General features: G+C 70.4%; 20 protein-coding genes and 3 tRNA genes. 14 read left to right on the forward strand and 9 right to left on the reverse strand.

Annotated elements, in window-relative coordinates; translation table 11 throughout:
• The first annotated feature begins 73 nt into the window (after positions 1 to 73).
• A complete protein-coding gene (arfB, locus tag Q0Z83_RS49120) occupies positions 74 to 511 on the forward strand; it encodes an alternative ribosome rescue aminoacyl-tRNA hydrolase ArfB (protein WP_378078913.1) in 438 nt (145 codons plus the stop codon).
• Positions 512 to 535: 24 nt separating this feature from the next.
• Here the strand turns inward: arfB and Q0Z83_RS49125 are convergent, their stop codons facing one another.
• Positions 536 to 1477: a 3-methyladenine DNA glycosylase gene (locus tag Q0Z83_RS49125; RefSeq protein WP_317790461.1), complete on the reverse strand. Its 942-nt coding sequence runs from the start codon at positions 1475 to 1477 to the stop codon at positions 536 to 538.
• A gap of 133 nt (positions 1478 to 1610) precedes the next feature.
• Between Q0Z83_RS49125 and Q0Z83_RS49130 the strand changes: the two genes are divergently transcribed.
• From Q0Z83_RS49130 to Q0Z83_RS49145, 4 genes are read left to right on the forward strand one after another with little or no spacing between them, the layout of a single operon-like run.
• Positions 1611 to 2504, forward strand: coding sequence for an ABC transporter ATP-binding protein (locus Q0Z83_RS49130; protein WP_317790462.1), 894 nt, complete (start codon positions 1611 to 1613; stop codon positions 2502 to 2504).
• Positions 2501 to 3319, forward strand: a complete 819-nt coding sequence (locus Q0Z83_RS49135; protein ID WP_317790463.1) for an ABC transporter permease — start codon at positions 2501 to 2503, stop codon at positions 3317 to 3319. Before Q0Z83_RS49130 ends, Q0Z83_RS49135 begins: the two co-directional genes overlap by 4 nt.
• A gap of 7 nt (positions 3320 to 3326) precedes the next feature.
• Positions 3327 to 3569: a helix-turn-helix transcriptional regulator gene (locus Q0Z83_RS49140; RefSeq protein ID WP_317790464.1), complete on the forward strand. Its 243-nt coding sequence runs from the start codon at positions 3327 to 3329 to the stop codon at positions 3567 to 3569.
• Positions 3570 to 3608: 39 nt separating this feature from the next.
• Complete coding sequence (locus Q0Z83_RS49145) at positions 3609 to 4403, forward strand: fumarylacetoacetate hydrolase family protein (RefSeq protein WP_317790465.1); 795 nt, start codon at positions 3609 to 3611, stop codon at positions 4401 to 4403.
• Here the strand turns inward: Q0Z83_RS49145 and Q0Z83_RS49150 are convergent.
• Positions 4392 to 5099 (reverse strand): TetR/AcrR family transcriptional regulator, encoded by a 708-nt coding sequence (locus tag Q0Z83_RS49150; protein ID WP_317790466.1) that lies wholly within the window; start codon positions 5097 to 5099, stop codon positions 4392 to 4394. The genes Q0Z83_RS49145 and Q0Z83_RS49150 overlap by 12 nt on opposite strands.
• A gap of 46 nt (positions 5100 to 5145) precedes the next feature.
• Here Q0Z83_RS49150 and Q0Z83_RS49155 point away from each other — a divergent pair, with 46 nt between their 5' ends.
• The 5 genes from Q0Z83_RS49155 to Q0Z83_RS49175 all read left to right on the forward strand — a co-directional run bounded on the left by Q0Z83_RS49155 (position 5146) and on the right by Q0Z83_RS49175 (position 7572).
• Positions 5146 to 5949: an SDR family oxidoreductase gene (locus tag Q0Z83_RS49155; RefSeq protein ID WP_317790467.1), complete on the forward strand. Its 804-nt coding sequence runs from the start codon at positions 5146 to 5148 to the stop codon at positions 5947 to 5949.
• A gap of 63 nt (positions 5950 to 6012) precedes the next feature.
• Positions 6013 to 6084: transfer RNA gene (locus tag Q0Z83_RS49160), tRNA-Gln, on the forward strand.
• Between the two features lie 49 nt (positions 6085 to 6133).
• A tRNA-Glu gene (locus tag Q0Z83_RS49165) sits at positions 6134 to 6206 on the forward strand.
• A gap of 437 nt (positions 6207 to 6643) precedes the next feature.
• Positions 6644 to 6719: transfer RNA gene (locus tag Q0Z83_RS49170), tRNA-Glu, on the forward strand.
• Positions 6720 to 6900: 181 nt separating this feature from the next.
• Positions 6901 to 7572, forward strand: coding sequence for an N-acyl homoserine lactonase family protein (locus tag Q0Z83_RS49175; RefSeq protein ID WP_317790468.1), 672 nt, complete (start codon positions 6901 to 6903; stop codon positions 7570 to 7572).
• A gap of 87 nt (positions 7573 to 7659) precedes the next feature.
• Here the strand turns inward: Q0Z83_RS49175 and Q0Z83_RS49180 are convergent, their stop codons facing one another.
• From Q0Z83_RS49180 to Q0Z83_RS49195, 4 genes are all read right to left on the reverse strand, one after another.
• Positions 7660 to 8400, reverse strand: a complete 741-nt coding sequence (locus tag Q0Z83_RS49180; protein ID WP_317790469.1) for an MBL fold metallo-hydrolase — start codon at positions 8398 to 8400, stop codon at positions 7660 to 7662.
• On the reverse strand, positions 8397 to 9185 hold the full coding sequence (locus Q0Z83_RS49185; RefSeq protein WP_317790470.1) for an alpha/beta hydrolase: 789 nt from the start codon (positions 9183 to 9185) through the stop codon (positions 8397 to 8399). Before Q0Z83_RS49185 ends, Q0Z83_RS49180 begins: the two co-directional genes overlap by 4 nt.
• 82 nt (positions 9186 to 9267) lie before the next feature.
• Positions 9268 to 12015: a helix-turn-helix transcriptional regulator gene (locus Q0Z83_RS49190; RefSeq protein ID WP_317790471.1), complete on the reverse strand. Its 2748-nt coding sequence runs from the start codon at positions 12013 to 12015 to the stop codon at positions 9268 to 9270.
• Positions 12016 to 12098: 83 nt separating this feature from the next.
• Positions 12099 to 12785: an IclR family transcriptional regulator gene (locus Q0Z83_RS49195; RefSeq protein WP_014447202.1), complete on the reverse strand. Its 687-nt coding sequence runs from the start codon at positions 12783 to 12785 to the stop codon at positions 12099 to 12101.
• A gap of 49 nt (positions 12786 to 12834) precedes the next feature.
• On the opposite strand from Q0Z83_RS49195, the gene leuC reads away from it, so the two are divergent.
• The 4 genes from leuC to Q0Z83_RS49215 all read left to right on the forward strand — a co-directional run bounded on the left by leuC (position 12835) and on the right by Q0Z83_RS49215 (position 16286).
• Complete coding sequence (gene leuC / locus Q0Z83_RS49200) at positions 12835 to 14289, forward strand: 3-isopropylmalate dehydratase large subunit (RefSeq protein WP_317790472.1); 1455 nt, start codon at positions 12835 to 12837, stop codon at positions 14287 to 14289.
• Positions 14290 to 14304: 15 nt separating this feature from the next.
• Positions 14305 to 14895: a 3-isopropylmalate dehydratase small subunit gene (leuD, locus tag Q0Z83_RS49205; protein WP_317790473.1), complete on the forward strand. Its 591-nt coding sequence runs from the start codon at positions 14305 to 14307 to the stop codon at positions 14893 to 14895.
• Positions 14896 to 15055: 160 nt separating this feature from the next.
• Complete coding sequence (locus Q0Z83_RS49210; RefSeq protein WP_317790474.1) at positions 15056 to 15736, forward strand: HU family DNA-binding protein; 681 nt, start codon at positions 15056 to 15058, stop codon at positions 15734 to 15736.
• Between the two features lie 88 nt (positions 15737 to 15824).
• Entirely contained in the window at positions 15825 to 16286 is a 462-nt protein-coding gene (locus Q0Z83_RS49215; protein ID WP_317790475.1) for a hypothetical protein, read from the forward strand.
• Here Q0Z83_RS49215 and Q0Z83_RS49220 read toward each other — a convergent pair.
• From Q0Z83_RS49220 to Q0Z83_RS49230, 3 genes are read right to left on the reverse strand one after another with little or no spacing between them, the layout of a single operon-like run.
• Positions 16213 to 17091 (reverse strand): NUDIX hydrolase, encoded by an 879-nt coding sequence (locus Q0Z83_RS49220; protein ID WP_317790476.1) that lies wholly within the window; start codon positions 17089 to 17091, stop codon positions 16213 to 16215. The genes Q0Z83_RS49215 and Q0Z83_RS49220 overlap by 74 nt on opposite strands.
• 11 nt (positions 17092 to 17102) lie before the next feature.
• The gene (locus Q0Z83_RS49225; RefSeq protein WP_317790477.1) at positions 17103 to 19460 is read right to left on the reverse strand and encodes an RNA degradosome polyphosphate kinase; all 2358 of its coding nucleotides are present in this window, start codon (positions 19458 to 19460) and stop codon (positions 17103 to 17105) included.
• Between the two features lie 55 nt (positions 19461 to 19515).
• Complete coding sequence (locus Q0Z83_RS49230; RefSeq protein WP_317790478.1) at positions 19516 to 19713, reverse strand: cold-shock protein; 198 nt, start codon at positions 19711 to 19713, stop codon at positions 19516 to 19518.
• Between the last annotated feature and the right edge of the window lie 18 nt (positions 19714 to 19731).

The raw sequence follows: 19731 nt of genomic DNA on the forward strand, positions 1-19731 counted from the left end.
ACGTCCCCGCAGAGCCGCGCTGTCCGACCCGAATGCGGCTTTACTCCGTGGCGCGCGGATCAAGGAGGGTGCGATGCTGGGCGGCGTGCTTGAGGACGTACGGGTGAATGACCGCCTGACCATCCCGGCGGCCGAACTCTCGTGGCGTTTCTCCCGCGCGAGCGGCCCCGGTGGTCAGGGCGTCAACACCACCGATTCGAGGGTCGAGCTGTCGTGGGACGTGCTCGGCTCGGACCTGCTGCCCCCGATGTTGAAGGAGCGCGCCGCCGAACGGCTCGGCAACCGGCTGGTGAGCGGTGTGATCACCGTCATCGCTTCCGAGCACCGGTCCCAGCTGCGTAACCGGGAGGCCGCCGCCGATCGCCTGGCCGGCCTGATCGCCGGGGCCGTCGCCGCGCCGCCTCGGGCCCGTCGCGCGACCAAACCGACCCGTGGCTCGGTGGAGCGCCGCATCGCCGACAAGAAGCGCCGGGCCCAGACCAAACGCAACCGCCGCGGCAGCGACGACTGACCCGACCCGCGGCGGGACGACGCCTCAGCGCTGGTTGAAGGGCGCGACCGCCTCGCGGTTCTGAGCGGCGGCGTCGGCACCCAGCAGGGCCTCGCAGACCCGGATCAGGCGGCTGCGCAGACCTGCCGCCCGGCGGGCCAGCTCGCGCTGACGCGCCACATACTCGGCCTTGCCCTCCGCGGTCTCGATCTTGACCGGGGGATGGCCGTAGGAGGTCAGGTCGTAGGGGCTGGCCTGCATGTCGAGCAGGCGGATCTCACCGGCCAGGGCGAAGCAGTCCAGAGCCAGGGCGCCGGGCACGGCGGGACCGAGTTTCTGCGCCCACTTGTGCACATCCATCGCGGCGTGCAGACAGCCGGGCTGATCGAGGTCGACCTGGGTGGCCCGGGTCGGCTGGAGCCGGTTGAGGCCGACCGCCTCCGGGGTGAAGAAGCGGAACGCGTCGAAGTGGGTGCAGCGGATGCTGTGCTGCTCGACCACCTCGTCGGTGCCGGCCTGGCCGAGGCGCAGCGGCAGCTCGTGCCGGTGCTCGGTGTCGCGGTAGACCATCGCCCACTCGTGCAGGCCGAAGCAGCCGGAGAAGACCGGCCGGGACGCGGTCGCGGTGAGCAGGCCGTGGATGTAGCGCACGCTCTCGGCGCGGGCGTGCATGAACGCGTCCTGATCGAGGGTGACGACACCGTCGGGGTAGGACATGTAGAACTTCCACCCGGCGTGCTCGGCCAGGCCGTCCGGTGCCGGGGACAGGCCGGTGCCGACGCCCGGGTGCCAGCGGCGCATCAGTGACGGCCTGGTCCCGTAGTAGTCGTAGAGGAAATCCTCGATGGCGTGTTTCTCACCCGTCGCACGACGGGCGCGGTGGCCCGCGGTCATCTGGTCGGCGCGCTCGGAGTGCGCCCGGGCGAGGGGAATCCAGGTAACCGAGGGCAGCGTGGTGGTGAGTGCCCTCACCTGCTTGATCCCCATCGCACCAATGTATCTAGCCGAAGCGATCAACACGATCACCGTTTGGCGCGAATGAGTTCCGACACGGAATCTGGCATGAGAGACGTACGTTGATGTGTAGTACACCTACTACACTTTTGATAGTGTGCTGGACATGTTGGGGACCTTGGTCGACACGCCGGTGATGGAGGTCAGCGACCTCCGCATGCGTTACGGCGACAGGGAAGTGCTGTCCGGCGTCGAGTTCTCGGCGGCGCCGGGCGAGGTGGTCGTCCTCCTCGGGCCGAACGGCGCGGGCAAGACGACCACGATCGAGATCCTGGAGGGGTTCCGGATGCGGTCCGGCGGGCACGCCCGGGTGCTGGGTGTCGACCCGGCCGACGGTGACGAGGCCTGGCGGGCGCGGCTCGGCGTGGTCCTCCAGTCGTGGCGCGACCACAGCAAGTGGCGGGTCCGTGAGCTGCTGGAGCACCTCGGGTCCTACTACGAGGCCTATTCCACTCCGGACAAGAGGCGGCCCTGGGCGGTCGGCGAGCTGCTCGACGTGGTCGGCCTGTCCGCCTCGGCGAACACGGTGACCGGCAAGCTCTCCGGCGGCCAGCGTCGCCGGCTGGACGTGGCGATCGGCATCGTGGGTCGGCCCGACCTGCTCTTCCTCGACGAGCCGACGGTCGGGTTCGACCCGGAGGCGCGGCGTGAGTTCCACGATCTGATCCACCGGATGACCGATGTGGACTCCACGACCGTGCTGCTGACCACCCACGACCTGGACGAGGCGGAGCGGCTGGCCGACCGCATCCTGATCCTGGCCGCCGGTCGGATCGTGGCGAGTGGCTCGGCCGACGAGCTGTCCCGGCGGGTGGCCGGCGAGTCGGAGATCCGCTGGACACGGGACGGGCGCCGGTTCGTGCACGCGGCGGCCGACGCCACCGGGTTCGTCCGCGAGCTGTTCCGGGAGCACGGCGAGGCCATCGGCGACCTGGAGGTGCGGCGGGCCAGCCTGGAGGAGACGTATATGAAGCTGGTCCGGGAAGCGGAGGGGTCATGAGGCGACGGCTGCTGATGGCGGGCCTGCGGCGCGGCGGGATCGAGCTGCGGCAGACGGTGACCAACGCCGCCGACATCGTGGGCTATCTCCTGCCGGTGGCGATCCTGCTCGTGGTGCTGTGGCTGATCGGTGACGCCGAGGTGCCCGGCTCGACGACGTCGCTCGGCTCCTACAGCCTGGTCAGCTCGATGGCGATGCTGCTGGTGATCGGCGGGATCGCGTCCACCGCGCAGTACCTGACGATGGACCGCGAGGACGGCACCCTGCTGCGGGCCAAGGCCACGCCGAACGGGATGACCGGCTACCTGATCGGCAAGATCGTCCTGGTCTCCGGGGTGATGGTGATCAGCTGTCTGGCCGCACTGATTCCGGGTGCCCTCCTGGTCGACGGGCTGCGGTTCGACGGCGGCACGATGGTGATCCTGCTCTGGCTCGTACCGCTGGCGCTCCTTGCTCTTCTGCCCGTCGGCGCCGTCCTCGGCGCGCTCTTCCAGACCATCCGCGGTGCCGCCATGTTGATGCTTCCGGTGACCGCCCTGACCGGTGTCTCCGGGATCTTCTACCCGCTGTCGGTGCTGCCCGGCTGGGTGCAGGGTGTCGCGCAGGTCTTCCCGATGTACTGGCTAGGGTTGGGCCTGCGTTCGGCGTTCCTGCCCGGTGAGTCGGGGCAGCCGTGGCAGACCGCCGGTGTGCTGGTGGCCTGGGCCGTGGTGGGACTCGTGCTGGCGCCGGGCATCCTTCGGCGGATGGCGCGCCGGGAGTCCGGCTCGCTGGTGGCGGCCCGCCGTGAGCGGGCGCTGACCCGAACCATGTGAGGGAGCCATGGCCAGCGAGGTCACCTACAACCGGATCGCGATGCTGCGTGCCGAGCGCGGCATCTCGCGACGGCAGCTCGCCGATGCTCTCGGGGTGCACTACCAGACCGTGGGCTACCTGGAGCGTGGCGAGTTCAGCCCGAGCCTGCACCTGGCGCTGCGGATCTGCGGTTACTTCGAGGTGCCGATCGAGGTGGTGTTCTCGCTGGAGCCGTTCCCGCGGCTCGGGGCGGAGTCCCGACCGGCGTAGATTTTGAGGCGCCAGCACCGCTAGAGATGGGATTACCCCGTGCGCTTCGCCCGTTTTGTCCACCCTGGTGGAGTGTCCTTCGGCGTCGTCGAAGGCGACAGCTCCTCGGGACTGACGGTCGCCGAGATCGACAGCATCCCCTTCAACGAGGTGCGCTTCACCGGCCAGCGGTGGGCGCTGGCCGACATCAGGCTGCTCGCCCCGATCTTCTCCAGCAAGGTGATCGGGATCGGCCGCAACTACGCCGACCACGCCGCGGAGATGGGCAACGAGGTGCCCAAGGAGCCGCTGATCTTCATCAAGCCCTCCACCTCGGTGATCGGGCCGAACGACGCGATTCGCATCCCTAGCGTCACCGCGCACGTCGAGGAGGAGGCCGAGCTGGCCGTCGTGATCGGTGCGAGCGGTGCCCGCCGCGTCGACCGGGCCGGCGCCGAGAAGGCGATCTTCGGCTACACCTGCGGCAACGACGTGACCGCTCGTGACCTGCAGCGCAAGGACCCGCAATGGACGCGGGCCAAGGGCTTCGACTCGTTCTGCCCGATCGGCCCGTGGATCGTCACCGGTCTGGACGTCAGCGACATCGAGGTGCGCTGCGAGGTCGGCCGCGACCCGGAGAACCTCGAGGTGCGCCAGATCGGCCGCACCAAGGACATGGTCTTCGACATTCCGAGCCTGATCTCGTACGTGTCGCACGTCATGACCCTGCTGCCCGGCGACATCATCCTGACCGGCACCCCGGCCGGGGTCAGCAGGATCACGCCCGGTGACACCGTGTCGGTCAGCATCCAGGGCATCGGCGAACTGCGGAACCCGGTCGTCTCACTCGACTGACCGTTCGATCCCGTCCAGTAACAGGGCCAGGCCGTACTCGAAGGCGGTCTGGCCCTCGTCGAATCCGCCGGCGTTCCACAGGGCCGTCATCGCCGGGTGCGCCTCGACGTCGAACCAGTTCTCCCAGAAGTCGCCGCGCTCGTGCCACCACGACTCGGTGGACTGGCCGCTGGACCGGCTCAGCCGTGCGTCCTCACCCGCCTCGCGGGCGAAGGCGTAGACGTATGCGGTGATCGACAGCGCCGCCCGGTTGATCGCCGCGGTCGGCACGCCGGCCAGGGTCATCGTGGCGATCAGGAACTCCCGCTCGGCCATCGTGCCGGGCCCGAGCGGCGGCCGGACCAGCGACACCTCGGTCAGCCAGGGGTGCGCCAGAAACATCTCCCGGGTGCGCGCGGCGAACAGCGCGACCCGCTCCCGCCAGCTCTCCCCGGCCGCGGTCAGCCGCCGGGCCAGCAGTACGTCGTCGACCATCAGCGCGACCAGATCGGCGCGCGACGGCACGTACGTGTAGAGCGTCATCGTGGCCACGCCGAGATCGGCCGCGACCCGCGCCATCGAGGCCGCTTCCAGGCCGTCCGCGTCGGCGATCCGGATCGCCGCGGCGACGACGGTGTCCACGGTGAGTCGGGCCGGCCGGCCGGCGGCCTTCTTGACGGGCCGACTTCTCCGCCACAGCAGTGGGTAGTTCTCCATGATTCCGTATACCCTACGGGAAAGACTTTCCGTAGGGGGTACGAGAATGCGAATCCTGGTGACCGGCGCCACCGCCAACATCGGCCGCATGGTCGTCGACGAACTGCTGGAGCTCGGCGCGACCGACGTGCGCGCCTTCACCGTCGACCCGGCGAGGGCCGTGCTCCCGCCCGGCGTCGAGGTGGTGACCGGCTTCTTCGATCGGCCGGACCGGGTCGCCGCCGCCCTCGACGGCGTCGACCGGATGTATCTCGCGCCACACATCCCCACCGTCGACGTCGTCTGCCGGGCCGCCGCCGAGGCCGGGGTGCGACACATCGTCGACCTGGCCGGCGTGAAGGGCCTGCACTGGCAGGCGATCGAGGACGCGGTCGAGGCCTGCGGTGTCCCGTACACCCACCTGGAGCCGGGTGAGTTCATGGCCAACAGCACGAACTGGGCGCCGCAGATCAAGGCCGGTGACGAGGTGCGCGACGCGTGGGGTGACGCGGCGAACGCGCCGATCGCTCAGGAGGACATCGCCGCGATCGCCGCTCGGGTGCTCCTCTCCGACGATCACCTCGGCCGCTCCTACGAGCTGACCGGGCCGGAGACGATCAGTCGGCGCCAACAGGTCGCCGCGATCGGGGCGGAGCTCGGCCGGAAACTCACCTTCGTCGAACTGACGGGCGACGCGGCGGCCGCCCACTATCGGTCGCTGATGGGCGAGTTCGGCGACTGGTACCTGACCGGCCTTGCGCAACTCGCCGAACATCCGCAACCCGCCCTGCCGACCGCCGCGGCCCTGCTCAACCGGCCTGCGATGAGCTACGCCGAGTGGGTGCGCCGTCACGCGGATCTATTTAGGTAACCCGATTTGGCGGCCCGGTAGGCCTCAGGTAAAGTTCTCCACGGCGCGGCAAGCCGGGCCAAATGGGGTATGGGGTAATTGGCAGCCCGGCTGATTCTGGTTCAGCTAGTCTAGGTTCGAGTCCTGGTACCCCAGCGCAGTCCTCTCCTCGGAGGGGGCAGTGCTGGAAGAAGCAGCACGTTCTGGTCCCGTCGTCTAGCGGCCTAGGACGCCGCCCTCTCAAGGCGGTAGCGAGGGTTCGAATCCCTTCGGGACTACATCGAGAACGGCCCGCATCAGTCGATGCGGGCCTGTTTCTTTTGGGCAGACCACGGAGCGGTACGTGCCACACCTCCCCAACCGCATGCCACGCGTCCCGTGGCCGCCCCGCGACGCAGGCGACCCTCCAGGCCTTGCCGCGACCGCCGGGCAGATGCGTCGGTCCGGCGCTTTTCGGCGGCCGGCGGGCGGATGCGTCGGTCCGGCGCTTTTCGGCGGCCGGGTGGTGGCGCCCAGTGGTGCCGGTCACCCGGGCTGAGGCGGCCGGGTGGTGGCGTTCAGTGGTGCCGGTCACCCGGGCTGAGGCGGCCGGGTGGTGGCGTTCAGTGGTGCCGGTCACCCGGGCTGAGGTGGGTGGATACTCGATTTCGGCTGCGGGCGGAGTGCTGATAGAGTTCAGTCCGCCGCCGCAACCGGGTGGTGAAAGGCAAGTTCTGGTCCCGTCGTCTAGCGGCCTAGGACGCCGCCCTCTCAAGGCGGTAGCGAGGGTTCGAATCCCTTCGGGACTACCAGAAAGATCGGCCCGCATCGGTATCGATGCGGGCCGATCTGTGTTTCGCGGGAGTGCGCGGCTGGTGGCGGGGCCTGTCGCACGACGCTCCCGACAGCCCTCACGACCAGCCGACGTTTCTCCGTTTCTGCTGGGCGGAGATTTCGGGTCGGACGGGACGCCTGGCCGGTGATACTTCGGCGATGAGCGGGATCACGGTTCGGCGGGTCGATTTTGGATGGTTCGTGCGCCCGGCCGAGGAGACCGGCACCGGCGCGGCCCGGGTGGAGCCGACCCTCGGGTATCTGATCGACCACCCGGCCGGGCAGCTTCTGGTCGATACCGGTATGGGCGGCCATCCGGATGTGGACCGCCACTACCAGCCGCGGCGGGTTCCGCTCGGTGGGGCGCTCGCCGCCTCCGGCACGACGATCGACGACATCCGGTACGTGGTGAACTGCCACCTCCACTTCGACCACTGCGGTGGCAACCCGGAGCTGTCCGGGCGGCCGATCTTCACACAGCGGACCGAGTTGGCCCTGGCCCGAACCGTCCAGTGGCATACCCTCCCGGAACTGGTCGATCACGCCGGAGCCCGCTACGAGGAACTGGACGGCGAGGCGGAGATCCTGCCGGGCGTGCGGATCCTGCCGACTCCGGGCCACACCGACGGTCACCAGTCGGTGGTGGTCACCACCGCCGACGGGACGGTGATCGTGGCCGGTCAGAGCCATGACAACAGCACCGCGTTCACCTACGACGCGCTCGCCCACCGGACCGGGATCGGCACCCGGCCGCCATGGATCGAGACCCTGCTGGCCCTGGATCCGCGCCGGATCGTCTTCGCCCACGACAACGCCGTCTGGACACCGTGAGAGATCCGGTGGGGCGCTCGCCGCTGTCGAAGCGCATCGAGAAGCGCACCGAGAAGTGCGCCGAGACGACGGCGAGCGCCCCACCGGTCAGACCTCGGTGGGCACTCCGGGGGTGAGCCAGGTCAGGGCGCCCGGTTCGAAGGCGGCCTCGACTCCGGACCGGCCCTCATGGAAGTGCGACCAGCCCTCGTAGTGGACCGGCACCACCCGGCGCGGCCGGATACCGGAGATCAACCGGGCGGCGTCGCGTCCGTTCATCGTGTACTTGAGCGGCCCGGTCAGCCCGAACCGCACCTCGCCGAGGTGGACGACGACCGTGTCGACGGTGAACCGGGACGCCACCTCCCGGACTCCGCTGTACAGGACCGTGTCCCCGGTGATCCAGACCACCGACGACGCGCCCGCCGGGCGGAGCGCGAAACCGATCGCCTCGCCGACGATAGGCCGGCTCAGCACCGGCCCGTGCCGTGCCGGGGTGGCCGTGACGGTCAGGCCGGCGACGGTGGCCTCCTGCCACGGCGCGAGGCCGGTGGAGTTGCCACCGAGCCGCCGGGCTCCGCTGACCGTGGTCAGCACCGCGGGCACCGACGGCAGCAGTGCCCGGCCGGTGTCGTCCAGGTTGTCGCTGTGGTGATCGTGGGTGAGCAGGACCGCGTCGATGCGGCCGAGGGCGTCGGCGGCGACGGCCGGCCCCGCGGTCTTGACCGAGGAGGTACCGAAGCCGAACGAGTACCGTCGGCCCGGCCCGTCGAAGGTGGGGTCGGTGAGTAGCCGTACCCCGTCGATCTCGATGAGGGTGGTCGGTCCGCCGATGTGGGTGATCTTCATCGGGCGTGCTGCAGAGCCCACTCGAGGACCTCGTCGGCGATCTGCTGCCATCCCTTCTGGGCCGGCAGCAGGTGGGCGTAGCCCTCGTACTCGCGGATCTCGGTGACGGTGTCGGACTTGTAGTGCTTGTGGTTGGACCGTTGTACCTCGGGCGGCATGATGTGGTCCTCGGAGCCGGCGACGAAGAGCAGCGGCGCCCGCTCGTCGTTGTGGTAGTCGACCCAGGTGTCCTGGTGACCGGGCTGGAAGTTGGCCAGCACGCTGCCCCACAGGATGCCACCGTTGGCCGGGATCGCGTACCGCTCGTACAGCGCCTTCGATTCCTCCGGGGTGAACGTGTTGGTGAACGCGTACGTCCACTGCTCCAGCGTCAGCGGCACCGCCTTGTGCCGGTTGGCCGGGCTCTTCAGCACCGGGAACGTCGACTTGACCTGGGACAGCGGGACCACCCGGACCCCCTCGGTGGGTGCCGAGTTCATCGCGACGCCGGCCGCCCCGAAACCGTGGTCGAGCAGGATCTGGGTGAACGCACCGCCCGCCGAGTGACCGATGATGATCGGCGCCTCGGGCAGTGCCCGGATCTCCGCCTCGATGTGTTCGATGATCTGCGGCACGGTGACGTTCACGATCGGGGACGGGTCGGCGTTGAGGGCCTCCACCTCGACCTCGAAGCCGGGGTAGGCGGGCGCGATCACCCGGTGCCCCTTCGCCTCGTAGTGGGCGATCCAGTTCTCCCAGCTGCGCGGAGTGACCCAGAATCCATGCACAAGAACGATCGGTCTCATGAACCCGATCCTCGTGGGAGCGAGTCCACTGTCGAATCACGTGCGACACGTAGTCACCCGTGCACGCGGTGTCGAAAACGGGTCAGTCCGGGAAAACGTCCCGCAGCTGACGGCGCGAGCTGACGCCGAGTTTCCGGAACACCTTCCGCAGGTGGTAGTCGACCGTGTTGGCGCTCAGGAAGAGCTGCGCCGCGATCTCCGCGTTGGTCTCCCCGGAGCGGGCGAGGACCGCGACGGCCGCCTCCTGCGGGGTGAGGATGGTCGGCCCGCTCTCCGGTTCCGGGGCCCGGGCGGTCTCCCCGAGCCCGAGCGCGGCCAGCTCCTGCGCGGCGCGCCTGGCGAACGCGACCGCCCGGACCTCTTCGAACATCTCCAACGCGGTGGCGAGACGGTCCCGGGCGTCCCGGCGGCGTCGACGGCGGCGCAGCCACTCGCCGTAGATCAGATGGGCCCGGGCCAGGTCGCCCCACGCCGGGGTGCCGGCCAGCCGGTCGATCGCGGTGCGGTAGTACTCCTCGGCCCGGTCGGTGTCGGCGAGCAGGGCCCGCGACCGGTCCAGCAGCCCGAGGGCGCGTGGTGTGTCACTGAACCGGGCGGCGAGCTCCAGGTCGGCGCAGGCGCTTTCGGCGGTGGCCCGGTCGCCGGCCCGGACCGCGGCCTCGACCAGGTCGGGGAGCGCCCACGCGTAACGGCGAGGGCGGCCCGGGTGGACGAGGCCGAGCAGGAGCTCCCGGGCCGCCGGGTAGTCGGCACTGCCGATCTCGAGGACCGCCATGGCCATCCGGGTGGTCCCGTACATCGCGCCGAGGTGCAGCATCTCGAACACCTGGAGAGCGTGCGGCAGGGTCTCCCGGAGGCCGTCGGGGGCACGCCAGGCGACGAGTTCGGGGTGCCGCCACACCTGTTCCTGCTCGACGGTGATGCCGAACGAGCGACGCAGGCGCTGCCCGGCGGCGTCGTGCCGGTCGGCGTGGTTGAGCCGGCCGAGTACGGCGTCGGTCATCGCGCCGACGAAGTGCACGAGGTCCAGTGCGTGCAGGGCGCCGGCCCGGCGGGCGGCGGCCTCGGCGCGGCTGAGGAGCAGCAGTTTGGTGTCGTCGTCCCAGAGCATGTTGCAGTAGTTGATCCCGACGACGAACCGTCGGAGCAGTACCTCGTCCGGGATGCCGGGGTCGGCGATCGCGGCCACCGCCCGGCGCAGCGCGGGCGCCCCGAGCCGATAGCCGTCCACGGTGAAGGTGGCGTAGGCGGCCAGCAGCCGGCCGTCCAGGCTGTCCGGGTCGGTGGCGGCCAGCCGGGCGGCCTCGGCGGCTACCGTCTCGTCGTCGGAGCCGGAGAGGTGCTCCGCGCCGATCTGGTGGTCGACCGCCTGGACCGCGGCTCGCCGTGCCCGGTCGTGGTCGGTCCCGAACGCGGCCGCGGCCGCCAGGCACATGGCCGGGGCGTCGCGCAGCCCGGTCGGGGCACCGGTGTTGACGGCGGCGAGGGCCCGGGTCAGCAGGGCGGATCCGCGGGCCGGCGCGGACAGGTCGGCCGAGTCCACGCTGTCCAGCAGGACCAGGGCGCGTGGGTAGGCGCCGGCGGTCATCGCGGCGGCCGCGGCCTCGACCTGCCGGGCGGCCCGGTCGACGGCGCGCGGGCTCAGCTCGGCGGCCCGGCTCAGGAACGTCGCTCGGGCGGCGTATCCGCCGCGGGCCCCGGCCCGGCCGGCGCTGCGTTCCAGTTCGGCGGCGACCGTCTCGTCCGGCTCGGCCGCCGCGGCGGCCAGATGCCAGGCCCGGCGGTCGGCTTCGGCGTCACCGGTGATCGCGGCGGCGAGCGCGGCGTGTACGGCCCGACGCTCGGCCGGTGGTGCGTCGCCGTAGATCGCCGACCGGACCAGCGGATGCCGGAACTCCACCGGTGGCGACCCGGCCACGAGCCGGTCGGCCTCGGCCGGGGCGGCGTCCCGGGGCGCCACGGCGAGCAGCCGGGCGGCGGTCAGGAGATGCTCGGTCGCGCCGCCCGCTCCGGCCGCCGCGATCAGCAGCCACGTCCGGGCACCGGCCGGATAGGTCCGGACCCGGGCGGCGTAGTGCGCTTCCAAGCGGCTGCCGATCGGCACCGGCTCGGGCAGGGCGGCGGCGCCGCGCCACTGGTCGGCGGTCAGCTCCAGACCCAGGTCGGTGAGGGCGAGCGGGTTGCCGCCGGACTCCTTGGCGACATGCTCGGCCAAGGCCAGGTCGAGGTCGGTGGCGACGATGTCGGAGAGCAGTGCGAGAGCGGCGTCCGGGGCGAGGCCGCCGACCTCCAGGACCGGCACTCCGGCCAGCAGACCGGAGTCGTCACCGGTGACCCGCTCGCCGAACAGCAGCACCACACCCTCGGCGTGTAGACGGCGGGCGACGAAGGCCAGGGCGAGCGCCGACTCGCGGTCGAGCCACTGCACGTCGTCGACGACACAGAGCCGGGGTGCCGCCGCCAGCAGGGTCAACGCGGCCAGACTGACCAGGTAGAGGTCGGGTGGCGGGCCGTCGTCGAGTCCGCAGGCGACCTCGAGGGCGGCCCGCTGCCCGGCCGGGAGCCGGCTCCGCTCGGGCAGCAGCGGGACGATCAGACGATGCAGCCCGGCGTAGGGGAAGCCGGACTCGACCTCGACGCCACTGATCACGAGGGCCTCGGGGGCGGTGCTCCGGGCGTACCGAAGCAATGCGGTCTTGCCGACGCCCGCCTCGCCGCGCAGCACCAACGCCGCGCTGCGCCCGGATCGCGCCTCCGTGAGGAGGGTGTCGAGGGTGGCGCACTCGCTGTCGCGCCCGAAGAGCCGATCGCCCTGCCCGAATAGCCGCACGGCGGCAGCCTATCGAGCGGCCCGGATGGCCGGCCGTCCCGCGCGCAGCGGGACGGCCTGAGTGAAACGGAGACGGAACGGGGTCAGAGGCCGGAGAGGCGCTGACCGGCGCGGACGACCGCCATCGCGTGCCGCTCGCCGGGGCGGCGGCCGAGTCGCTCGATCGGACCGCTTATTGAAATCGACGCGATGACCCGGCCCGTCCGGTCCCGGATCGGCGCGGAGACGCTCGCCACACCCGGCTCGCGCTCCGCGACGCTCTGCGCCCAACCGCGGCGGCGGACCTCGGCGAGGGTACGGCCGGTGAACTTGCAGCGCGGCAGGAGCGGCATCACGGCCTCGGGCGGCTCCCACGCGAGCAGGATCTGCGCGGCCGAGCCGGCGACCATCGGCAGCACCGAACCGACCGGCACGGTGTCCCGAAGACCACTCGCGCGCTCGGCGGCGGCGACGCAGATGCGCTCATCGGCACGACGCAGGTAGAGCTGAGCACTCTCGCCGGTGGCGTCCCGCAGTGCGGACAGCAGGGGCTCCGCGGCGGTCAGCAGAACGTCCGGCGCGGCATTGGCCAACTCGCCCAATCGTGGGCCCGGACGCCATCTTCCTTGAGTGTCACGCACCAGCATCCGATGGATCTCCAGGGCCTGGGCCAGGCGATGTGCGGTCGCCCGCGGCAGCTTGGTGCGTTCGACCAACTCGGCAAGGCTGGCGCCGTCGACACATGCGGCGAGGATGACAACCGCCTTGTCGAGAACGCCTACACCGCTCATACTGTGTCCCACAAGCCGAAACATACATTCCAGAATTTAGGATGTCCAGATGGTGGGAGTCACTCCCCAGAGCGGGAAACCCAGGACCCTGGCCGAGAAGGTCTGGGATGACCACGTGGTGCGCACGGCCGAGGGTGAGCCCGACCTGCTCTTCATCGACCTGCATCTCCTGCACGAGGTCACCAGCCCGCAGGCGTTCGACGGTCTCCGGATGGCCGGTCGGCCGGTCCGCCGCACCGACCTCACGCTCGCGACGGAGGACCACAACACGCCGACCGGTTACGCGGACCCGGCGTTCAACACCAAGCGCGGCGAGCTGTTCACCATCGCCGACACCACCTCGCGGACGCAGATCGAGACCCTGCGCAAGAACTGCGCCGAGTTCGGTGTGGAGATCCGGCCGCTCGGTGACGTCAACCAGGGCATCGTGCACGTGATCGGCCCGCAGCTGGGTCTCACCCAGCCCGGCATGACGATCGTCTGCGGCGACTCGCACACCGCCACCCACGGCGCGTTCGGCGCGCTGGCCTTCGGCATCGGCACCAGTGAGGTCGAGCACGTGCTCGCCACCCAGACGCTGCCGCAGTCCAAGCCGAAGACGATGGCCGTCACGGTCGTCGGCGAGCTCGGCCCCGGCGTGAGCGCGAAGGACCTGATCCTCGCCCTGATCACGCAGACCGGCACCGGCGGCGGCAACGGCCACATCGTGGAGTACCGCGGCGAGGCCATCCGCAAGCTCTCCATGGAGGGCCGGATGACCATCTGCAACATGTCGATCGAGTGGGGCGCCAAGGCCGGCATGATCGCGCCGGACGAGACCACCTTCGACTACCTGAAGGGCCGCACCCACGCCCCGCAGGGCGAGCAGTGGGACGCCGCGGTGGCGTACTGGAGCACCCTCGCCACCGATGAGGGCGCCGAGTACGACACCGAGATCATCCTGGACGCCGCGGCGATCAGCCCGTTCATCACCTGGGGCACCAACCCGGGACAGGGCGCCGCGCTGAACAGCGTCGTGCCGGCCCCCGAGGACTTCCTCGACGAGGTCGAGCGCACCGCCGCCGAGCGCGCCCTGGCGTACATGGACCTCACCCCCGGCACCCCGTTCCGCGAGGTCCCGGTCGACGTCGTCTTCGTCGGCTCGTGCACCAACGGCCGCCTGGAGGACCTGCGGGCCGCCGCCGACGTGATCCGGGGTCGCCGGGTCGCCGAGGGCGTCCGGATGATGATCGTGCCCGGTTCCTACCTGGTGCGCGAGCAGGCCGAGGCCGAGGGCCTGGACAAGGTGTTCACCGAGGCCGGCGCCGAGTGGCGGTTCGCCGGCTGCTCGATGTGCCTGGGCATGAACCCGGACACGCTCAGCCCCGGCCAGCGCGCCGCGTCCACCTCCAACCGCAACTTCGAGGGCCGGCAGGGCAAGGGTGGCCGTACCCACCTGGTCTCGCCGCAGGTCGCCGCCGCCACCGCCGTGGTCGGCAAGCTGGCCGCCCCCGCCGACCTCTGATCACGGGAGCTGATCATGGACAAGTTCGTCACCCACAGCGGCAAGGTCATGCCGCTGCGCCGTTCCGACGTGGACACGGACCAGATCATCCCGGCGGTCTACCTGAAGCGGGTCACCCGGACCGGCTTCGAGGACGGCCTCTTCAACGCCTGGCGTGAGGACCCGGACTTCGTGCTGAACCGCACGCAGCACGCGGGGGCCACCATCCTGGTCGCCGGTCCCAACTTCGGCACCGGCTCGTCCCGCCAGCACGCCGTCTGGGCGCTGCGCGACTGGGGCTTCAAGGCGGTCATCGCGTCCCGCTTCGGCGACATCTTCCGCGGCAACTCCCTCAAGGAGGGCCTGCTGCCGATCCAGCTGGACCAGAAGATCATCGAGAGCCTCTGGGACCTGGCCGAGGCGGAGCCGGAGAAGGAGATCACCGTCGACCTGGAGGCCCGCGTGGTCCGGGTGGACGACGCCGCCTACGGATTCCCCATTGACGACTTCAGCCGCTGGCGTCTCATGGAGGGCCTCGACGACATCGGACTGACGCTGCGCCACGAGGACGCGATTACCGCGTACGAGAAGCACCGGCCCGCTTTCAAGCCGGTCGTAGTCCTTTAGACCGGACTCCGTTTTCGCCCCGGCCGGGTCACCCGGCCGGGGCGAATTCGTTGGGACACAACGGTTTTTTCCCCTGAATGTTTCTGTAACCAGGTCACAGGGCATACCGTGCGCGCAGAATGGCCCGTGACGGGCCAGTTCTCACGTCCGGGAGGAAACCGTGAACAAGGCCGAGCTCATCGAGGCGCTCGCAGTCAAGCTGGGCGACAAGAAGACCGCGACCCTGGCGCTCGACGCGTTCATCAGTGAAGTGCAGAACGCTGTCGCAAAGGGCGACCGAGTCGCACTCACCGGATTCGGTTCCTGGGAGAAGCGGGTCCGTAATCCGCGGGTCGCGCGTAATCCGCGAACCGGCGAACCGGTCAAGGTGAAGAAGACGTCGGTGCCGGTCTTCAAGGTCGGCAACACTTTCCGTGAGCTGGTCGCCAGCGGAAAGCCGGCCAAGGCGGCAGCCGTGAAGAAGACCACGGCGGCCAAGGCGGCTCCGGCCACCAAGTCCACCGCGGCGAAGAAGACCACCGCAACCAAGGCGACCACGGCAACCAAGGCGACCACGGCAACGAAGGCGACGGCCACCAAGACCACGGCCGCCGCCAAGAAGACCACGGCCAAGGCCACCCCGGCGAAGAGCACGACGACGGCGGCGGCGAAGAAGACGGTGGCGAAGAAGACCGCCCCGGCGACGAAGGCCACCAAGAACACGGCGGCGACCAAGACGGCGCCGGCGACGAAGGCCACCAAGACGGTCAAGGCGGCTCCGGCCGCCAAGAAGACCGCCCGCAAGACGGCTTCTCCGGCGGCCGCGCCCGCGCGTGCGGCGTCACCTCGCCGCAGTCGCTGACCTGCTGCACCGAAGGCGTCCACCCGTACGGTGGACGCCTTTTCGGTGTTCCGGCGCGGCGCCGCCCGGCCGTCCTACCGTCCGCATCATGCAGCGAGGATCGAGACCACGTGGTCTGACCAGCCGGGCCGGTTTCGCGGCGGTGCTGTTCACCGCCGCCGTCCTGCCCGGATGGACACTCGGCGACCTGGCCGAGACCGGCACCGGCTGGCCGGTGCTGGACTGGGTGGTCACCTGTGGCTGGTCGGGCCTGGCGGTGGCAGTGGGCGCGCCGTACGGCTCCTACCGCCGGATGGACGGTCTGGCCGGGGCGGTGCCGCTCTACGGCTGGTATCTGGCCGGCATCCTCAGCTGGCGGCTGGCGCTGCTGCCCTATCGCGACTGGGAACCGCGCCGGGACGAGCTGTGGCAGGCTCGCTGGCTCACCGGTGACCTGGTCGGGCACTGGCGGGCTGATGCGCCCGCGCACCGTACCGTCACAGCCGCGAAGCGCCCAGCAACCTCTCGCCGGACCAGGTCAGCAACCACCCGTCGCCCTTCGGCGTCTTGAACGGCCGGTGATCGCTCTCGCCGTGCAGCGCCGCCAGCAGATGCGGCATCAGCTTGCCCTGGCTGCACACCACGACCCGTTCGAACCCGCGCAGCTCGGCCAGCCGGGCCCGCGCGGCCGCCACCCGGGCCGGCACACCGTCCGGCCGGGACGGTTCGGCGAAGGCGCCGTCCTGGACGATCGGCCGGTCACCCAGCGCCGCCGCCAGCGGTTCCAGGGTCTGGGTGCATCGCAGCGGGGTCGCCGCCACCAGCCGCCGCGGGCGCAGCGAGGTGAGCATCGCGGCGATCCGGTCGGCCTGCTTCTCGCCCTCCGCATCGATCGGCCGCAGCTCGTCCCGGCCGGACCATTTCTTCCGATCCCCGGCCCGGGCGTGCCGGACCAGCGCGATCACCGCGGTCACCGGCGGCAGAGCGGCGACTCCGGCGAGGACGGTTCGCTCATCGGGGTACGTGCACCGCGCACCCGCCTCCGCCGGCGGCAGCCACACCAGCCGGTCCACCTCGTCGATGTCCCGCACCGGCCCGTCCGCACCGGCCGCCATCAGCCAGTACGCCACGTTCTTGGGCCGTCCGTCGGGGAGCGGGTAGTCGACGTCCGGCAGCCGCAGCTGGGGGATCGCCGCGACGCCCGTCTCCTCCTCGACCTCACGCAACGCACCGGCCAGCGGCGGCTCACCGCCGTGCAGCTTGCCCTTGGGCAGGCTCCAGTCGTCATAGCGCGGGCGGTGCACCAGACACACTTCGACCCGGTCGCCGGACCGGCGGTACAGGACCCCGCCGGCCGCACGTTCCACTTCCGTCATCTGCTCGTTTCTCAGGTGTTCTTCTTGCCGATGATCCGCCGGAGCATGGCCGCCTGCAGATGCACCTGCGGACGGCCCGGGGTGCCCTGGTTGCGGCGCCAGAGGCCGTCCGCGTCCAGGTCCCATCCCTCGGTGGTCTCCGCCATCGACAGTTCCAAAACATGCCGCAGCTCCTCACGAGCCGACGGCAGCGTCACCTTGACCAGCGCCTCCACCCGGCGGTCCAGGTTGCGGTGCATCATGTCGGCGGAGCCCATCCAGTACTCGGCGTCCGGGCCGGGGCCGAACCGGAACACCCGCGAGTGCTCCAGGAACCGGCCGACGATCGAGCGGACCCGGATGTTCTCCGACAGGCCGGGCACGCCGGGCCGCAGCGCGCACATGCCCCGGATGATCAGGTCCACCTTGACCCCGTCCTGCGAGGCCCGGTACAGCGCGTCGATGGTCTTCTCGTCGACCAGCGAGTTCACCTTGAACTGCACCAGCGCGTCGCCGCCCTCGCGGGCGATCCGGGCCTGCTCGTCGACCCGCTCCAGCAGGCCCTTGCGCACCCCGTGCGGGGCCACCAGCAGCCGCCGATAGGTGGTCTGCCGGCTGTACCCGGTGAGCACGTTGAACAGGTCGGTGACGTCGGCGCCCACCTCCGGGTCGGCGGTCAGCATGCCGAAGTCCTCGTACAGCCGGGCGGTCTTCGGGTGGTAGTTGCCCGTACCGATGTGGCAGTAGCGGCGGATCTGGTTGCCCTCCTGCCGTACCACCAGGGAGGTCTTGCAGTGGGTCTTGAGGCCGACCAGGCCGTAGACGACGTGGCAGCCGGCCCGCTCCAGCGTCCGCGCCCAGGCGATGTTGGCCACCTCGTCGAACCGGGCCTTCACCTCGACGAGCACCACCACCTGTTTGCCGGCGGCCGCCGCGTCGACCAGCGCGTCCACGATCGGCGAGTCGCCCGAGGTGCGGTACAGGGTCTGCTTGATGGCCAGCACGTTGGGGTCGGCCGCCGCCTGCTCGATGAACCGCTGCACGCTGGTGGAGAACGAGTGGTACGGGTGGTGCACCAGGATGTCCGACTCGCGGAGCCGGTTGAACACGCTGCGCGGCACCTCGCCGTCGGCCAGGTGCGGGTGGGTCGCCGGGACGAACGGCCGGTCCTTCAGATCGTCGCGGTCGCACTCGCCGAACACCTGCCACAGCGCCGACAGGTCGAGCAGGCCGGGCACCCGCAGCACGTCCTGACTGTCCATGTCCAGCTCGCGGACCAGCAGGTCGAGCACGTGGTCGCTGATCGAGGCGGCCACCTCCAGGCGCACCGGCGGGCCGAACCGGCGCTGCGCCAGCTCCCGCTCCAGGGCCTGCAGCAGGTCCTCGTCGCGGTCCTCGTCGACCTCCAGCTCGGCGTTGCGGGTCACCCGGAACAGGTGCCACTCCAGGATCTGCATGCCCGGGAACAGCTGGTTCAGGTGGACCGCGATCAGTTCCTCGACCGGCAGGAATCGGATGCCGCGGCTGTCGTTCTGCACGGTCACGAACCGCGGCACATTGTTCGGCACCTTGACCCGCGCGAACAGTTCGGGCGAGTCACCGTCCGGATAACGAAGGGCGACGGCCAGATTCAAAGACCGGCTGCTGATGTACGGGAAAGGGTGCGCCGGGTCGACCGCGAGCGGGGTCAGCACCGGGAAGACCTGCTCCCGGAAGAAGGTCCGCAACCGGCCCTGCTCGGCGGCGTTCAACTCCTTCCACGACACCAGCTCGATGCTCTCCGCCGCCAGTTTCGGCCGCACCTCCTCGGAGAAGCAGGCCGCGTGCCGGGTCACCAGATCGGTGGTCCGCTCGGTGATCATCTCGATCTGGTGGCGCAGCGGGGACCGGTCGCCACCGCGCATCGGCAGACCGGCGCTCAGCCGCCGCTTCAGCCCGGCCACCCGGACCATGTAGAACTCGTCCAGGTTGCTCGCGAAGATCGCCAGGAACTTGGCCCGTTCCAGCAGCGGTGTACCCGGGTCCTCGGCGAGGGCCAGCACCCGGGCGTTGAAGTCCAGCCAGGACAGCTCCCGGTTCAGGAAACGATCCTCGGGCAGTTCGTACCCCGGCTCGTCCTCGTCCTCGTCGCTGTCGTCGTCCACGTTCAGATCGGCGACCATCTCGCTCGTCGTAAGCTCGGTGACTTCGCGTTCGGTGAGAGCGGGCTCGGTGGGAGCAGGCTCAGCGGGAGCAGACTCGGTGGGAGCGGGCTCCGGATCCGGTTCGACAGCCGCCTCCGCAGGGTCGGGGGCCTCGATCAGCTGCGTCTCTGCCGACTCGGGGCGGGGCAGAAAGCGGCCGTTGGGGCCACGCCGGCGGGTCTCAGGAATCCGGGGCGGGGTCGTCATGCTTACATCATTGCCGTTTCCGGAGAAACGTGAAACGAACTACCGGATGATCACATCAAGCTACTCCGGGAATTAACACACGCCAAATCACACCAGTCGCGTCCGACTCCACCGTCACGCGTTGGCCGAGACGAAGAAGTCGCAGGCCGGAGCGCTGAAACGCCTCCGCGCCGAAGGACAGCCGAGTGCCGTCGTCGAGCAGCAGCGTGCCACTACGGGTCTCTGTGTCGAAAGTCGCGATCGTGCCCTGCATGGGACGGAACGCTACCCT

The sequence above is a fragment of the Actinoplanes sichuanensis genome, assembly GCF_033097365.1.
In the GTDB taxonomy this organism is placed as follows: Bacteria; Actinomycetota; Actinomycetes; order Mycobacteriales; family Micromonosporaceae; genus Actinoplanes; species Actinoplanes sichuanensis.

Excerpts from the sequence above, each read along its gene's own strand:
- arfB (WP_378078913.1), top strand. The coding sequence starts at position 74 with ATGCTGGGCGGCGTGCTTGAGGACGTACGGGTGAATGACCGCCTGACC.
- Q0Z83_RS49125 (WP_317790461.1), bottom strand. The coding sequence starts at position 1,477 with ATGGGGATCAAGCAGGTGAGGGCACTCACCACCACGCTGCCCTCGGTT.
- Q0Z83_RS49130 (WP_317790462.1), top strand. The coding sequence starts at position 1,611 with ATGTTGGGGACCTTGGTCGACACGCCGGTGATGGAGGTCAGCGACCTC.
- Q0Z83_RS49135 (WP_317790463.1), top strand. The coding sequence starts at position 2,501 with ATGAGGCGACGGCTGCTGATGGCGGGCCTGCGGCGCGGCGGGATCGAG.
- Q0Z83_RS49140 (WP_317790464.1), top strand. The coding sequence starts at position 3,327 with ATGGCCAGCGAGGTCACCTACAACCGGATCGCGATGCTGCGTGCCGAG.
- Q0Z83_RS49150 (WP_317790466.1), bottom strand. The coding sequence starts at position 5,099 with ATGGAGAACTACCCACTGCTGTGGCGGAGAAGTCGGCCCGTCAAGAAG.
- Q0Z83_RS49155 (WP_317790467.1), top strand. The coding sequence starts at position 5,146 with ATGCGAATCCTGGTGACCGGCGCCACCGCCAACATCGGCCGCATGGTC.
- Q0Z83_RS49175 (WP_317790468.1), top strand. The coding sequence starts at position 6,901 with ATGAGCGGGATCACGGTTCGGCGGGTCGATTTTGGATGGTTCGTGCGC.
- Q0Z83_RS49180 (WP_317790469.1), bottom strand. The coding sequence starts at position 8,400 with ATGAAGATCACCCACATCGGCGGACCGACCACCCTCATCGAGATCGAC.
- Q0Z83_RS49185 (WP_317790470.1), bottom strand. The coding sequence starts at position 9,185 with ATGAGACCGATCGTTCTTGTGCATGGATTCTGGGTCACTCCGCGCAGC.
- Q0Z83_RS49195 (WP_014447202.1), bottom strand. The coding sequence starts at position 12,785 with ATGAGCGGTGTAGGCGTTCTCGACAAGGCGGTTGTCATCCTCGCCGCA.
- leuC (WP_317790472.1), top strand. The coding sequence starts at position 12,835 with ATGGTGGGAGTCACTCCCCAGAGCGGGAAACCCAGGACCCTGGCCGAG.
- leuD (WP_317790473.1), top strand. The coding sequence starts at position 14,305 with ATGGACAAGTTCGTCACCCACAGCGGCAAGGTCATGCCGCTGCGCCGT.
- Q0Z83_RS49215 (WP_317790475.1), top strand. The coding sequence starts at position 15,825 with ATGCAGCGAGGATCGAGACCACGTGGTCTGACCAGCCGGGCCGGTTTC.
- Q0Z83_RS49220 (WP_317790476.1), bottom strand. The coding sequence starts at position 17,091 with ATGACGGAAGTGGAACGTGCGGCCGGCGGGGTCCTGTACCGCCGGTCC.
- Q0Z83_RS49225 (WP_317790477.1), bottom strand. The coding sequence starts at position 19,460 with ATGACGACCCCGCCCCGGATTCCTGAGACCCGCCGGCGTGGCCCCAAC.
- Q0Z83_RS49230 (WP_317790478.1), bottom strand. The coding sequence starts at position 19,713 with ATGCAGGGCACGATCGCGACTTTCGACACAGAGACCCGTAGTGGCACG.